We start from the raw sequence: 14,235 nt of genomic DNA, 5'->3' as shown, positions 1-14,235 counted from the left end.
ACAAGGCTTGACTTCGATGCTTAGTTTCATCAAAATATGGCACTTGTTTACGGGCTGGTGAATGTTGCCAATATTTTTTGGTTTTAACTTCAGCCCGCCCAGACCAACTTATTTTCAAGGAGTGCACGAGTGGCAAACTCTGCTCAAGCTAAAAAACGTGCTCGTCAAAACGTTAAAGCACGTAAACACAACGCAAGCTTGCGTTCTATGGTTCGTACTTACCTTAAACGTACAGTAAATGCGATCGCTGCTGGTGATTATGCTGCTGCTTCAGAAGCTTACAAAACAGCTGTACCTGTAATCGACCGTATGGCTGATAAAGGCATCATCCACAAAAATAAAGCTGCTCGTCATAAGAGCCGCTTAAATGCTCAAGTTAAAGCGTTAGCTAACTAATTTGAAGCAAATAAAAAAGCCCGATTTTCGGGCTTTTTTATTGTCTACAGTTTTTCGTATTACAGAAATTAGAAAGAGGTAAATTGATTACCTCCTCCCTTTTGAATTTTATGGATTAACTGTGAATACTTTAGGAGATAACGCCAAGTTTTTAGTCGTTAAACCTGAAAGTATTAAGCTATTATTCACAGATGGAATCGTCCATTTTTGATTCGCGCCAGCAGTGCATCTATAACGAATCAAACGTGCTCTATTATTAGTCAAATAACCACCCTCTAAATCAAAACATTGATTCGATTGCTTAATCGCTTGAGCACTTACATCTGTAACCCAAACTTGATTAGCTTGATTATTATCACAAGGCATTAAATTAATTACATTACCTGAGGTTGTTGCCAAACAATGATCAATGTATTGTTTACTGTGTATTTTCCCTAGAGCATCATAAACCCATTTTTCAGAGTCATCTCCAACACATCCAGTAGCACCACTAATAAATGCATTCAATTGCCCGCTTTCAAGTCTCTCAGCTTTCAAACAATTGGTTCGATTCATCAAACTCACTGCTGAGTCTAAATTAAAATCATTTTTTAATTCGAGTTTATCTAGGAATGTATGGAATGCATCCAAGGCATCAACATTCATATCCATCAGATCAGTTCGATATACATTCATCCAGCGGTTCAAACGATAAAGCTTCGTTTGCTGTTGCGTATAACGATTCATTTCAGTTTGTGCATCAGATGAAAGCTGGTTTTTAAATTTCTGGTAAGAATCAAATAACAACTTAGCATCTGTTGAAAGACTAACAACTGGTTTAGCTTTGTTCGCAACTAGCGCTTGTTCAAGCACTGGAAGCTCAATTTCTTTTAATGCAGAGTAACCAGCTTCCTCACCAATCTCAACAAATGGTGCAATCGGTGTATTATTCGCAGGAATGCTCATTGTAGAGAGTAATACTGCATTTTCATTGGCTTTTCGACAATACAAATTAACTTGTTGAGGTGCTTCACTTTGGGCAATATTGATATGGAATTTATTGGCATTACTATTGCTATTCATACGCTGAGGTGCGAGCGCAATATTTTGTGTAGTTGATGCGAACTGAACATTGAGCCAACAGTTTGCCGTAGTTGCATTAGTATTAACTTGAGGCAAATTAAATACATTCCCCCAATTCCCTTTCGCAGCAGGATAAATTAAACCAATCTGATTCACAGGATCATATCCACCTAGAATCGTATAAACAGGAACACCAAATAATCTTGGTTTTAAATAATTACCATCTGCGCTGTTATACCAAACATTTCCAGAGTTCGGTACTTTTGGCTGAGCAACTTCCATTAATCGTGTAGTCGCGTTCCATTTTTTATAACCAGTTGGCGAGTTTTTATCCCATACATAGCGATCAAAAGCTGGCTGTATTTTTAAATAGGTACTATAACCTGTGTAGTGCGTATATTTAGAGATGTTACTTGCTGTTGCTCCACCAGACATTGCATCCCAACCATAAGCATATTTGTTTAAAAAGTTTGGAACACCGTTACTACCATCACCTAAATTTGTTGCCGTCCAGTTTAGATTGCCTCGCATTTTATTTCTAAATGCAATATATCCCCAGCCACTATCTGCATGATGTGCAGCCCAAAACATATTATTGCCCACAGAACCAGGATAGTGCCCTAATCCATAGTGATGACCAATCTCATGGCTAAATTCATTACCTATGGAATCAATCAACGTAAGCATTCCATTTCCACCACTTAACCCATGTGTCGCCTCTCCATTACTGTATTTACCGCGAGCATGATGAGCAACAACACTTTGAGTTAGTTGTGGCTGCTCCTGACTTGCCATAGAAGCACTTGTAATCCCCCAATTGGCTAAGTTTATACCGACACCAAAAGTTGATTTAGCTGTATTTTCACGCATGTCTCCGCTGTAAACATCGCCAGTGGTTGCACTCACAGTGTCGTAAATGACACCACTTGCAACCATCACTTTTTCTAATTTTAAATCATCATATTTTGTGACAATCATTCGCGCAGCTGGAATCGTCTGAAAATAATCTGTTCCCGCTTTTGCTGGTTCTAACAGCATATAGTGACCATTTGATTTAGGCGGATCTGTCAATAAACCTAATCGAATGTTTTGCAGCACTAATTCGCCTGGAGCAGCAAAATCAATATCATTCTCAGTCAAATCGCCTGTACGATTATTTAACGGATCCAGAACTCGAATATGTAAACCAGCCTTAACCTCATCCCAATTCAAAGGCGCACTCCAAGCGCGCTTTGAATAGCTTACAAGAGGTCGACCATCACTATTTGATTGATCAGATGCTGCCAATCGTGATGGTTCCTCTAACTCAACGGTTCTGAGTAATTGATTGCCCTGATAAATCTCAGCCTTTAAAGTCTTTACATCCCCCATTTCAGCCAATGGTGTAACTAACAATAAAGCCTCTTTATCCGTTGTTAAACGTGGCATGTAGTCTTTTTCGTTATTCTTAGGATTAACCACATGACTTTGACCAAATTGAATCATCGCAGAAAAGCTACCATTCAAATCATTTCTTAATGAGCGTGGCTGTCCTAATTTATCGTAATCATAAAAGCCCAGAACATTATCATCGATTACATCCTTTGTTGGCTCTGGATATTTCTCTGCTACAGGCGGAGCAGGATTTTCCGTACTGCCTGTCCCTATCGTATTATCTCCAGAAGGTTCCGAACCACCACTATTACCACCTCCACCACAAGCAGTAAGCATAATAGTGAAAATACATACAGATAAATGTTTGAGTTGCAATTGCATCACATTTCCCCAAAAAAATTACAATGAATTATCAGTAATGATAAATTATGATTATTAGTTAAAGTTAATAAAAATCATATATTTATAATAATATCACCTTTAATTTAAAGATGAAAAAATATATTCAGAATATAATAAAATATCTAAAATAAAATGAATGACTAAAATTAATTTAAACCCAATTGTTCTTTTAATTATCTTTAAAATCTTTAATTAATAGTTCTTGTTTTTGCCCACGCCAAATCCATTTCAATTTACTATTAGCAAAATCCTCACCTTCAAACCAAACAAATAATCCCTCCATCATATCTGGCCAATCTGCTTTATCAATTTGGTTTTTGCCAGAAATCACTGCAACTATCGCCGCCAAAATCGTATCGTGACTGACAGCTAAACTTAATCCTTTTTGTTGTGACGGATGCGTGTGATATAGCAATTCGATCACATCAAAAACACCTGTAATCGGATGCTTCATTCCCGGTAAGGCATTATTCACAAAACTATTAATAAAACCCAATGCACCTTGTTTACGAAAATAAGGCGCAGCTTGTTGAATATCCAATACAAAGCTTCCCGGTTCAACCAACAAACGTTGCTCAACTATTTCAATCGTATGTGTATTTGAAGCTTTGTGTGCATCATCAGCCCCTTCAATCATTAAAGCGGCTGTATCGACACAACGCTGAATTGGACTAGAAATACAATGATGGATGGCGCGATCCGTATTTTGTATTAAATACTGCCCCCATGCATAAGCAAGATCTCGACCTTGCTCTGTAAGCTGAAGATCATAACCAGCAAAACCCTGCCCATTCACCAATTCACGTAAAGAGTGGCGTGTAAATAAAGTGACTGGCGTAGAAGCATCAGGCAACAAGTCGACTGCTTCAAACATACTTTTGGGCAAAAGGTGTAATGCCATAATATTTATAAATGATGAAAATTTATTTCACTATACCATGCGCGAAATAACTCTCAATCTAAAATACCCGAATGCGTTAAAGCATCATAAGCAAGATCTTTGCAATATTGATCTTTAAATGCGATAAAACCCCCATTAAGTACGGTATCTCTTTGATTGTATAGAAATGGTTTACCCTCTAAAGTCAACAAACCACCACCAATACTTTCTAACAATGCTTGACCTGAACTTGTATCCCACTCAGAAGTTGGATGGAAACGTGGATAAATATCAATTTCACCTTCTAACATCATACAGAACTTATAAGCACTGCCCGCTTCGCGGCGAGTTACATCTCTTGATTTTAAAATTGGATCGATGAAATTTTGATATTTAGGGTTTTTACTATTATGACTTAAGCCAATTTGAATCGGTGTATTAACCGAATGCTCTTCAATCTGATATTGAAACCATTGTTGTTGACTAAAACTATATTTATAAGGGCGCTGTGAAGTGTAGCCAATATACATCACTTGCTCACACGGCACTGCGATGATTGCAAATGTAGTCAAATGCCCATCAATTAAACTTAAATTAATTGTAAATTCATCACGCTCATGAATAAATTCTTTCGTCCCATCTAATGGATCAAGCATCCAACATTGTGGCCATGCCTTTCGAGCTGAATAATCACTTTCTTCAGAGAGTACGGGTAAGTTTGGTGTCACTTCAGCTAAATGCTTCAATAAAAAACGATTCACTTTCAAATCCGCTTGTGTTACTGGTGAATCATCACTTTTTTCCTGAATATTAAATTCACAACCTGCACAATAACTTTGGTATTCTTCCAACAATATTTGACTTGCCTGCGCCATAATCGGAACAAGTTGAGAAATTAACGGATCTTGTGGCGCAAGCGTTTTTAAAAACATAGACCAACCTTATGTCATATTCAGATTTACAGCAGCAGCCGATTGCCATGTTCGACATGGATGGCACATTACTCGATTTAGCCTTTGATGATTTTATTTGGAATCATTGTTTGCCCGAACGACATGCTCAAGTCCACCAATGCAGTCTTGAACAAAGCCAGCAGACACTATTTCAATTCTACCAACAGCATAAGCATACACTATCTTGGTATTCTTCGGCGTACTGGACTGCTAAAGTTGGGGTTGATGTACTGCAACTTCAATATGAACATCGCGAGAAAATTGCTGCACGCGCTGGCTGCCATCAACTGTTAGAACGACTCAAAGCGAAAGGTTATCGCTGCTGGTTATTAACCAATGCAGACCAAGCTGGACTGCAATTGAAACTTGAAAATGTCGAACTCAGCCCTTACTTTGAACTTATGATAAGTAGTGAAGAATTGGGACATGCCAAAGAAGATGTTGGATTTTGGCAAAAGCTTCAACAGCTTCATCCTTTTGATCCAGCAAAAGCTGTATTTATTGATGATACCGTTGCTGTCTTAAAAGGTGCTGAAGCTTTTGGTATTTCTAAACTTGTAAGCATTCTACAGCCATCAAGTAGTAAACCAAGTAGAAACGTAAACGAACTCCCATATCCTGCACTCAATCATCTAACTGAATTATTTGACTATCTTGAGTCCAACAATCTCGCGACCAACCTACAGGTAACAGATGCCAAAACAGCATGAACCAGACAGCATGGAAAGCATGCGTATTGATAAGTGGCTTTGGGCGGCTCGTTTCTTTAAAACACGCTCCATTGCCAAAGCTGCGATCGAAGGCGGTAAAGTCCACCATCACAATGATCGAGTTAAAGTCTCTAAAGAAGTTCGAATAGGAATGGAACTGACCATCCAGCAAGGCTTCGAAAAAAAGACCGTAGTGATTAAAGCACTATCTGCCGTTCGTGGTGGCGCTCCTATTGCCCAACAACTCTATGAAGAAACACAAGAAAGTATTGCGCGTAGAGAGTTGCATGCATCACAGCGAAAAATGCATAATCTAGCTCGACCAGATCATCGACCAAGTAAAAAAGATCGTCGTGATATCAATCGTTTTAAGCAGGAAAATGTACAATCATGGTCTTATCATGATGAGTGAATTTCCCTACTTTCAGGTGCGTCATTTTGTGTCGCAAAGACACAGATCAGATGTAGAATAAACAACTAGAATCTGCCACTATACCCGAGTCCCAACAAGTTGAGATTCAATACATCCACTTGGGTTAGTCGTTAAGAATATAAAGTTTTGAGGTTTTGAGATGGATGATAATAAAAGCAAAGCGTTACAAGCTGCGTTAAGCCAAATTGAGAAGCAATTTGGTAAAAATACAGTGATGCGCTTGGGCGATAACACTGTACAAGCAGTTGAAGCTGTTTCTACAGGTTCATTAACACTAGATATCGCATTAGGGATTGGCGGATTACCTAAAGGCCGTATCATCGAAATTTACGGTCCTGAATCATCAGGTAAAACGACCATGACATTACAAGCGATTGCTCAATGTCAGAAAAATGGCGGTACATGTGCATTTATTGATGCAGAACATGCATTAGATCCGGAATATGCACGTAAGTTAGGTGTAGATATTGATAACCTCTTGGTTTCACAACCTGACCATGGTGAACAAGCGCTCGAAATCGCAGATATGCTGGTACGTTCTGGCGCAATTGACCTCATCGTTGTCGACTCTGTTGCTGCATTAACCCCTAAAGCCGAAATTGAAGGCGAAATGGGTGATTCACACATGGGCTTACAAGCACGTTTAATGAGTCAGGCATTACGTAAAATTACCGGTAATGCAAAACGCTCTAACTGTATGGTGATCTTCATTAACCAAATCCGTATGAAGATTGGTGTGATGTTTGGTAGCCCAGAAACAACAACTGGTGGTAATGCTCTCAAATTCTATGCATCTGTACGTTTAGATATTCGTCGTATCGGTCAAGTAAAAGAAGGCGATGAAATTACAGGTAACGAAACACGCGTTAAAGTTGTAAAAAACAAAATGGCGCCTCCTTTCAAAGAAGCTGTATTCCAAATCATGTACGGTAGAGGGACTAATCAGTTAGGTGAATTGGTTGACCTCGCAGTTCAACAAGATATCGTCCAAAAAGCTGGCGCATGGTATTCATACCAAGGTAATAAGATTGGACAAGGTAAAAATAATGTAATTCGTCATTTTGAAGAAAACCCTCAAATGGCTCAAGAAATTGAGAAGCTGATTCGAGAACAACTTCTGACTAAAAACAAGCCAGCCGAAAATACAGATATTGAAGAAGAAGAACCAGACTTTTTAGAAAGCTAAGCTGAAACGCCCTTCGGGGCGTTTTTCTTTCATGAGGAAATAAAACGTGTTTAATACTGAAAAATCAGAAAAACCCAAAACGCTTACAGGTACAAGACTACGCTCTTACGCCTTTGCACTTCTGACACGCCGTGATTATTCCCAAGCCGAACTGAGCAATAAACTCAATCAATATGCAATCAATCCTGATGAGGTTGCAGAGTTAGTAGCAGAATTAGCACAGCAAAACTATCAAAGCGATCAAAGAGTCGCAGAACTTACCCTAGCAAGCCAATTGAGAAAAGGCAAAGGGCTACAGCGCATCAAACAGGCTTTAAAAGCGAAAGAACTAGATGAAGAGCTGATTACTGAAGAATTAAAAGAAGTCGATTGGTCAGAACAAGCGTATCAGCTTAAAGTTAAAAAATTTGGTATAGATATCGCAAAAGATCCAAAAATCAAAGCTAGGCAAATTCGCTTCTTACAATATAGAGGATTTAGTATGGATGCGATAATGAAAGCGATTGCTCGAACGAGCGAAGAAGAATAGCTGGTGGCAGCCCTACCAGCAAGACTTCGGCACATCATAGTTCTACTACCGTTGCTACCTTCCGGTCCTGGCGGGGTTCATAGAGTACAATTGCGAAGCTACCAGCAGGGCTACCATTGCCTGACAAAGTATAGAGATTTTTAGACCACTTGCAAGTCTTGTAACTGTTTTTAATTAAGTTTTCTATTCAACTGTCTAATTCCTCATCAAAATCTAGATTTTTTTATTACAGCCGATTAAATATGAATAAATTATAAACAACAAAAACTAAATCCCTTCAAAAGTGCTTGAAGATTGTAAATGCTTATTGCATTTAAATGAGTTGCTGTTTTAATGACTAAAGTAAAATACATATCAACATGCCACAAGCTCAAAAGCTTGCTTGTATCGCTTATTTTTCAACATTACGGATGAGTTTTCATGCTAAAAAAGCATTCTGTACTTTTCATTGCTCTGCTTAGCAGCGCGCATTTGTATGCCAATGTTCCTATTGAGTCTAGAGCTTTAAGCCAACAAATTGCTGACAATACAAATGCTTCACCTGTTGCGACGAATTTAAATTGGGATTTAATCCAAAAGAACCAAAAACTTGAAGAAGAAGTCCGAAAGTTGCGTGGTCAGCTTGAAGAGCATGAAAATGCAATTGACCAACTCAAAAAAGAGCTAGCAAATCGTTATACTGATTTAGATCAACGCTTAGAGTTGCTATCACAAAAAATCGATCCACCAGAAGAAAATACTGATCCAGAAAATGCTTCTAGTGAACCAACAACAAATACCACAAATCAGGTCGCTCCAGTAGCAAATACACAGCAGACAGCGCCAATCACACCAACACCTGTACAAACACCAGTTGTTCAACCACAAGCAAACAATAGCGTAAATAACCAAATAGAGCTCGAAAAAGCTGCTTATACAGTTGCTTTAGATGCATACAAACAAGGCGGTGCTAAAAATGCGATCCAGCCTATGCAAAACTTCATCAAAAACCATCCAAATGGAATATATGTCGGGAATGCATATTTTTGGCTAGCAGAATTTTATTTGGCTGTAGAGCCTGTTGACTATAAAGCAGCTAAACAAAACTATAATATCGTTGCCACACGCTATCCAAACTCTGCCAAAGCACCACGGGCTGTTTATCAACTTTATAGTATCGCTAAAGAAGTCGATAAAAATGCAGCTTTAGCTGGTCAATATCGCACAAAGTTACTCACTCAATACCCACAATCTGAAGAAGCAAAGTTTATTCAGAAAAAATAAAAAAAGATCAAAAAAAGCCAGTTCAAATTGAACTGGCTTTTTTTATACCTAGATTAAACTTATTTAATCTTTGCATGTGATTTTAAGTATTCAGTGTAATCTTCTAATATCTGCTGACCGCGGAACTGTTGATATAGTTTTGTCAACTCAGTCAATTGTTCTTGTGGTAGCTCACTAGCAACATTCGCATTCACATTTGATACAGCTACGATAACCAATTCATTTGGTAATTTCGCAGTAGTTGCTGACCACATCCCTTCTTTCGTCGGAGCTGGAATACTGAAAGCCGCTCGTTCAATTTCACGTTTTAAACCTTGAGAACGAACAAATACGCCTGCATTTTCAAAAGTCACATTAGACTTAGCAACAACTTGCGCTGCTGGCTGTGTTTTAAAGTCTGTCAAAATTGTAGACATCTTCGCTTTCGCAGCTTTATATGCTTTATCTTCAATAACTTTAGCTTTAACTTCAGCTGTCGCTTGAGCTAACGGCTTAATACCTGCTGGATGATAATCACGAACTTTGATCCAGATCGTATCACCATTAGCTAATTGAATATTTGATGACGCATTACGATCACCATTCTTCACATCATCACTAAAGATTTTAGCTTTAACATTTAAATCACTTAAATAAGGATTTTGCGTTGTCAAAGTTACACCTTTTGCTGATTCAACGCGTGCAGCTTTTACTTCTTGCACTACAGCATCAAGTGAATCGCCACCGACAACCATTTCATTTAAGTTATTTACAGTATCGCTGAATAAATTAGCTGATTTTGTTTTTTCAACTTCAGCTGTCAAACGCGCTTTTTCAGCTTCAAATGAAGGAATAGTCACTGTCTGTGTGTTTGCTTCGATAATGTGATAGCCATACTGAGTTTTCACAGGCTTTGAAACTTGACCATTTTTCAAAGCATTTACAGCATTATCAAAATCAGCAGAGAAAATACCAGGTGCATAAGCATCAACCAAACCGCCCTGATCTTTCGAGCTCGGATCTTCAGAGAATTGAGCTGCTGCTTGAGCAAACGTCATGCCTGCTTGAATTTTCGCATAGACATCATTCGCAAGTTTTTGTGCAGCGGCAGCATCACGAGTATCAGTCGTAATTAAAATATGCTTCACTTCACGCTTAGCATCTTTCTGCTGTTTTTCAACAAAAGCTTGATAAGCTTGTTTTAAATCAGCATCAGTTACAGCTAAGCTTGTTTGTGGCAACAATGAAGGTGTTAAAACAACATAATCGACATCAACAGCAGCAACTTGCTTAAACTCACCTTTATGCTTGTTGTAGTAATCTGTGATTTCTTGGTTAGACGCAGTTAAGCCCTTCTTATAGTCATCCAATTTGATGCTTGCTAGGTGCAAAGTACGCTGTTCAGTTTGCAAGTTCGCCAATTGTTGTAAATCAGACTTACTTACTAATGCATAGTCCATCAACGTTGATGAAATCATTTTCAATGCATGGTCTTGACGTAAGCTTGCAAGCAAACTTTGATTGGTCATGCCTACTGAACGTAAATAGTTTCCATAAAGTTGCTCAGAGAACTTCCCATTTTCTTGGAAGCTTGGTTGTTGAGCCAACATTTGTTCAAGTTGAGCATCGCTTAATGAAATACCTAACTTTTCAGCTTGCTGTTGCAATAAGGCACGCGTCACAAGCGCATCTAAAGCTTTGTCTTGAATAACTGGTAGATTTAAAAGTGACTCATCACCTTTAACCATAGATAAATACTGATCTTTATAATTCTTGGTTGCACTTTCTAATTCTTTATTAGAAATATCTTGACCGTTGACAGATTTCGCAACGTCTGCCTTATTGCTACCACTAAAATATCCCTCAATACCTACAAGCGCTAAAGGAGTCAAAAACAAAACTAAAAGGACTTTGCCAAGCCAACCCTTAATGAGTGTACGAAAAGATTCCATAAGAATTCCAATATTTTATTTCGGAGCAATTTTAACTGAAAAATAAAAGCGAATGAATGCAGAATAAGGATCAAACTCACTTTTTCATTCATTAAATAAAAAACGCACCCGAAATGGTGCGTTTATTGATTTAAAAAGATTACGCAACTGAATCTTTTAAACCCTTACCTGGTTTGAAACTAGGTACTTTGCTTGCTTTAATTTGAAGCTCTTCACCAGTTTTTGGATTACGACCAGTACGTGCAGCACGTTCTTTAACGCTAAAAGTACCAAAACCAACTAAAGTAACCGTATCACCCTTTTTAAGTGCTTCAGTGATTGACGCAATCGTTGCATCGAGTGCCTTACCAGCATCCGATTTAGATACTCCCCCTTTTTCAGCAATCGCATCAATTAATTCTGATTTATTCATGATAAAAAATATCCTCTTAATATCGTTTGTTAAGATCCAAGGCTATAGTTTAAAAGGCCATGACGCCTTTATAGCAATGCTTTAGGGGAGAACGCAATACTAGAAAGGCCTTTTAGCAAAAATAAATACTGAAATACGACATAAACGGACGAGTGCCAACGATTTTTTTTACTTTTTATTCAATTTGGCTTTTAACTGGTTATTTTCTTCAATTAAAGCGTCCACTTTAATGTGAAGTTGCACTAAAAGTTGCTCGATATGTTGAAGATCCTTTGGCGTCACTAAACCAATGCGATTTAAAGAGTGATTTACACCAGTATCTAAAATCTTTTCAACTTTATCTTTGGTATCTGTAACAGACTCTTTGGCTTTCTCAGTGACTTTACCAACTGTGTTATCCGCAAAATCAACTGTTTTTGATTCTAACTCTTCGCCGACCTTGACCAATGAGTCGAATAATTTATTTCCTTCCTCTTCAGCGCGAGAAAAAGCACCTAAACCAGCTAACCAAATTTGTTGTGTATACTTCTTGAAATCAAGCGCAGATTTTTTAGAACTCTTTGATTTTGTCTTAGTTTTTACCTCAGTTTCTTCACTCGAATTTTCTATATTTGAGTTATCCATAGAACCATGCTCCTAAGCACTTTACAAACAGTATGTCGTATTTAACTATAAAAATGTTTTTATAATATCAAAGTTAAGACTTGATCGTTTTAAAAAACTGTTCTACAAAGCAACAAAGTCATGTAAATTATTTTTAATAATTGAGTAAGGATGCTCAAGTTTACAGATTTGTGGTTTTATTGTTTGATTGGTAAGGAAAAAGAGACTTATGAGTTATACGCAACAAAGAAACAAGCACCCTCATTTGTTGCTAAACATTGTCATCATTGTTTTAGAGACTTTTTTCTCATTCATCCTAACCCATGATGCCGCTTTACGTTTGCAAGCAAAAAAATTTATTGAGCAAAAAATTACAATTCGCATCAATAGCTATATCCCTTTCTTTGATTTTTATATCCAATTTACTGATAAAGGCTTGTTGTTTGATATGAAAGCCTTAGATAGAAAAATTGATTTAGAGGTGAATAGCACACTAATTGATTTAGTTAAAATATTTGTGTTTAACAATCAACGTAGCATCACCAATATGCGTATTTTGGGTGATTCAACTTTATCTGAAGAGTTTTTAGACTTTATTCCACATCTAACATTAACCAGTATCTTCGCAAATTGGAGACAATGGTTTAATGCTTTTAATGACGAAGCAGAAGCAGTTGCATCTCAACAACGCATCGCCCCGCTCTTGGATAAAATTGACCAACAACGTTCTGAAATCAATACTTTACTCGTTGAAGTAAAACAGTACCAAAATCGCATTCATCGCATGCAGAAACGTCAGCGTTTCATCAATATTTGCTTTGCTTTATTGAGCTTTATTTTTATTGGTTTTTTTGTTTATAATATGTGGATACAATAATTACAGTATATTTCACTTTTCACGTTGATATTCGCAATTAAAAAACTTGACTATTTTAGTCGGAATTCATAAAATTTAGACATCTAGTCTAACCATGTGTATCGAATCATGCGCCTTACAACTCGCGGTCGTTACGCAGTGACTGCTCTACTTGATTTAGCTTTGCAGCCAACTGAACAAACGATCACGCTTGCGGAAATAGCAGCACGCCAATCCATCTCAGTCGCTTATTTAGAACAGTTATTCGCGAAACTTAAGCGTCATGGGTTAGTTTCAAGCGTTCGTGGTGCTAACGGTGGATATCATCTTGCACGCAATGCCGCTGAAATCACTGTGCTAGAAATTATCGAAGCTGTAAATGAAACTGTCGATGCGACGCGTTGTGACCATAAAGGTAACTGCCAAAATGGTGCAATGTGCTTGACGCATGACTTATGGCAAGAACTCTCCCACCATATTGCCGATTATCTCGCAAAAATCTCCCTTGCTGATCTGATTGCTCGTGACAACGTTCAAACAGTTGCACTACGCCAAAATTCAGTAAGTTTAGATTCAACCCTTCTATCGGTTACAGGTATTTGACATGAAACGTCCAATTTATCTTGATTATGCAGCAACTACGCCAGTACTTCCTGAGGTTGCAGAGCGTATGATGGAATGCTTAACTTTCGAAGGTACATTTGGTAATCCAGCATCACGTTCACATGCGTATGGTTGGCAAGCTGAAGAAAAAGTTGAGTATGCTCGTGAGCAAGTAGCAAACTTAATCAAAGCTGATCCGCGTGAAATCGTGTGGACTTCTGGCGCTACTGAATCTGACAACTTGGCGTTGAAAGGTATTGCTCAGTTCTATGGTTCAAAAGGCAAACACATCATTACAAGTAAAATCGAACACAAAGCTGTGTTGGATCCTTGCCGTGAACTTGAAGAACAAGGTTTTGATATTACATATTTAGAGCCAGAGCCACGTACAGGTTTAATTACACCTGAAATGGTTCAAGCTGCTTTGCGCCCAGATACGATTCTTGTATCACTCATGATGGTGAACAACGAAATCGGTACAGTGACTGATGTTGCTGCAATTGGCGAATTAACACGTGCTAATAAAACATTCTTGCACGTAGATGCAGCACAAGCAGCAGGTAAAGTTGAAATTGATCTTTCAACAATGAAAATCGACTTGATGAGTTTTTCAGGTCACAAAATTTATGGTCCTAAAGGGAT

General features: G+C 38.0%; 15 protein-coding genes and 1 other RNA gene. 9 read left to right on the top strand and 7 right to left on the bottom strand.

Annotation, left to right across the window (positions count from 1 at the left end; all coding sequences use genetic code 11):
- Window positions 1-129: 129 nt before the first annotated feature.
- Entirely contained in the window at window positions 130-396 is a 267-nt protein-coding gene (rpsT, locus tag B4237_RS15855; RefSeq protein ID WP_004878761.1) for a 30S ribosomal protein S20, read from the top strand.
- 108 nt (window positions 397-504) lie between these two features.
- Here the strand turns inward: rpsT and B4237_RS15850 are convergent, their stop codons facing one another.
- The 3 genes from B4237_RS15850 to B4237_RS15840 all read right to left on the bottom strand — a co-directional run bounded on the left by B4237_RS15850 (window position 505) and on the right by B4237_RS15840 (window position 5,046).
- Window positions 505-3,213 (bottom strand): M66 family metalloprotease, encoded by a 2,709-nt coding sequence (locus tag B4237_RS15850; RefSeq protein WP_278596142.1) that lies wholly within the window; start codon window positions 3,211-3,213, stop codon window positions 505-507.
- 190 nt (window positions 3,214-3,403) lie between these two features.
- Window positions 3,404-4,135: a histidine phosphatase family protein gene (locus B4237_RS15845; RefSeq protein ID WP_023012942.1), complete on the bottom strand. Its 732-nt coding sequence runs from the start codon at window positions 4,133-4,135 to the stop codon at window positions 3,404-3,406.
- A 53-nt stretch (window positions 4,136-4,188) separates the two neighbouring features.
- Window positions 4,189-5,046 carry a 3'(2'),5'-bisphosphate nucleotidase CysQ family protein gene (locus B4237_RS15840; RefSeq protein ID WP_061397655.1) on the bottom strand — a complete coding sequence of 286 codons (858 nt, stop codon included), beginning with the start codon at window positions 5,044-5,046 and terminating at the stop codon, window positions 4,189-4,191.
- An 11-nt stretch (window positions 5,047-5,057) separates the two neighbouring features.
- On the opposite strand from B4237_RS15840, the gene B4237_RS15835 reads away from it, so the two are divergent.
- From B4237_RS15835 to B4237_RS15820, 4 genes are all read left to right on the top strand, one after another.
- Window positions 5,058-5,777, top strand: coding sequence for an HAD-IA family hydrolase (locus B4237_RS15835; RefSeq protein ID WP_278596141.1), 720 nt, complete (start codon window positions 5,058-5,060; stop codon window positions 5,775-5,777).
- Window positions 5,761-6,189: an RNA-binding S4 domain-containing protein gene (locus B4237_RS15830; protein ID WP_004878750.1), complete on the top strand. Its 429-nt coding sequence runs from the start codon at window positions 5,761-5,763 to the stop codon at window positions 6,187-6,189. The genes B4237_RS15835 and B4237_RS15830 overlap by 17 nt, the downstream gene beginning before the upstream one ends.
- 160 nt (window positions 6,190-6,349) lie before the next feature.
- Window positions 6,350-7,396: a recombinase RecA gene (recA, locus tag B4237_RS15825; RefSeq protein WP_004878748.1), complete on the top strand. Its 1,047-nt coding sequence runs from the start codon at window positions 6,350-6,352 to the stop codon at window positions 7,394-7,396.
- Between the two features lie 46 nt (window positions 7,397-7,442).
- Window positions 7,443-7,925, top strand: coding sequence for a regulatory protein RecX (locus B4237_RS15820; protein WP_278596140.1), 483 nt, complete (start codon window positions 7,443-7,445; stop codon window positions 7,923-7,925).
- Window positions 7,926-7,935: 10 nt separating this feature from the next.
- Here B4237_RS15820 and ffs read toward each other — a convergent pair.
- An RNA gene (gene ffs / locus B4237_RS15815) (signal recognition particle sRNA small type) lies at window positions 7,936-8,032 on the bottom strand.
- A gap of 313 nt (window positions 8,033-8,345) precedes the next feature.
- On the opposite strand from ffs, the gene B4237_RS15810 reads away from it, so the two are divergent.
- Window positions 8,346-9,188 carry a YbgF trimerization domain-containing protein gene (locus B4237_RS15810; RefSeq protein ID WP_004878744.1) on the top strand — a complete coding sequence of 281 codons (843 nt, stop codon included), beginning with the start codon at window positions 8,346-8,348 and terminating at the stop codon, window positions 9,186-9,188.
- A 59-nt stretch (window positions 9,189-9,247) separates the two neighbouring features.
- Here B4237_RS15810 and B4237_RS15805 read toward each other — a convergent pair whose 3' ends face one another.
- From B4237_RS15805 to B4237_RS15795, 3 genes are all read right to left on the bottom strand, one after another.
- Window positions 9,248-11,119, bottom strand: a complete 1,872-nt coding sequence (locus B4237_RS15805) for a SurA N-terminal domain-containing protein (RefSeq protein ID WP_278596139.1) — start codon at window positions 11,117-11,119, stop codon at window positions 9,248-9,250.
- Window positions 11,120-11,258: 139 nt separating this feature from the next.
- Entirely contained in the window at window positions 11,259-11,531 is a 273-nt protein-coding gene (locus tag B4237_RS15800) for an HU family DNA-binding protein (protein ID WP_004878739.1), read from the bottom strand.
- Between the two features lie 168 nt (window positions 11,532-11,699).
- The gene (locus B4237_RS15795; protein WP_007480233.1) at window positions 11,700-12,155 is read right to left on the bottom strand and encodes a phasin family protein; all 456 of its coding nucleotides are present in this window, start codon (window positions 12,153-12,155) and stop codon (window positions 11,700-11,702) included.
- Window positions 12,156-12,363: 208 nt separating this feature from the next.
- On the opposite strand from B4237_RS15795, the gene B4237_RS15790 reads away from it, so the two are divergent.
- From B4237_RS15790 to B4237_RS15780, 3 genes are all read left to right on the top strand, one after another.
- Window positions 12,364-13,011: a hypothetical protein gene (locus B4237_RS15790; RefSeq protein WP_004878737.1), complete on the top strand. Its 648-nt coding sequence runs from the start codon at window positions 12,364-12,366 to the stop codon at window positions 13,009-13,011.
- A gap of 108 nt (window positions 13,012-13,119) precedes the next feature.
- A complete protein-coding gene (locus B4237_RS15785; RefSeq protein ID WP_278596138.1) occupies window positions 13,120-13,593 on the top strand; it encodes an Rrf2 family transcriptional regulator in 474 nt (157 codons plus the stop codon).
- Between the two features lies 1 nt (window position 13,594).
- The coding region (locus tag B4237_RS15780) for an aminotransferase class V-fold PLP-dependent enzyme (RefSeq protein ID WP_286943901.1) at window positions 13,595-14,235 on the top strand (641 nt) is incomplete at its 3' end.

The organism is Acinetobacter sp. UBA6526 (assembly GCF_002434875.1).
Classification (GTDB): Bacteria; Pseudomonadota; Gammaproteobacteria; order Pseudomonadales; family Moraxellaceae; genus Acinetobacter; species Acinetobacter venetianus.
Note: the sequence above shows the minus strand (reverse complement) of the source record. Positions and strands in the feature narration are given on the sequence as shown.

What these genes read in the sequence shown, in the direction of transcription:
- B4237_RS15790 (WP_004878737.1), top strand. Translation starts at nt 12,364, where the DNA reads ATGAGTTATACGCAACAAAGAAACAAGCACCCTCATTTGTTGCTAAAC.
- B4237_RS15840 (WP_061397655.1), bottom strand. Translation starts at nt 5,046, where the DNA reads ATGTTTTTAAAAACGCTTGCGCCACAAGATCCGTTAATTTCTCAACTT.
- B4237_RS15810 (WP_004878744.1), top strand. Translation starts at nt 8,346, where the DNA reads ATGCTAAAAAAGCATTCTGTACTTTTCATTGCTCTGCTTAGCAGCGCG.
- B4237_RS15800 (WP_004878739.1), bottom strand. Translation starts at nt 11,531, where the DNA reads ATGAATAAATCAGAATTAATTGATGCGATTGCTGAAAAAGGGGGAGTA.
- B4237_RS15845 (WP_023012942.1), bottom strand. Translation starts at nt 4,135, where the DNA reads ATGGCATTACACCTTTTGCCCAAAAGTATGTTTGAAGCAGTCGACTTG.
- B4237_RS15805 (WP_278596139.1), bottom strand. Translation starts at nt 11,119, where the DNA reads ATGGAATCTTTTCGTACACTCATTAAGGGTTGGCTTGGCAAAGTCCTT.
- B4237_RS15830 (WP_004878750.1), top strand. Translation starts at nt 5,761, where the DNA reads ATGCCAAAACAGCATGAACCAGACAGCATGGAAAGCATGCGTATTGAT.
- B4237_RS15850 (WP_278596142.1), bottom strand. Translation starts at nt 3,213, where the DNA reads ATGCAATTGCAACTCAAACATTTATCTGTATGTATTTTCACTATTATG.
- B4237_RS15785 (WP_278596138.1), top strand. Translation starts at nt 13,120, where the DNA reads ATGCGCCTTACAACTCGCGGTCGTTACGCAGTGACTGCTCTACTTGAT.
- B4237_RS15795 (WP_007480233.1), bottom strand. Translation starts at nt 12,155, where the DNA reads ATGGATAACTCAAATATAGAAAATTCGAGTGAAGAAACTGAGGTAAAA.
- B4237_RS15835 (WP_278596141.1), top strand. Translation starts at nt 5,058, where the DNA reads ATGTCATATTCAGATTTACAGCAGCAGCCGATTGCCATGTTCGACATG.
- recA (WP_004878748.1), top strand. Translation starts at nt 6,350, where the DNA reads ATGGATGATAATAAAAGCAAAGCGTTACAAGCTGCGTTAAGCCAAATT.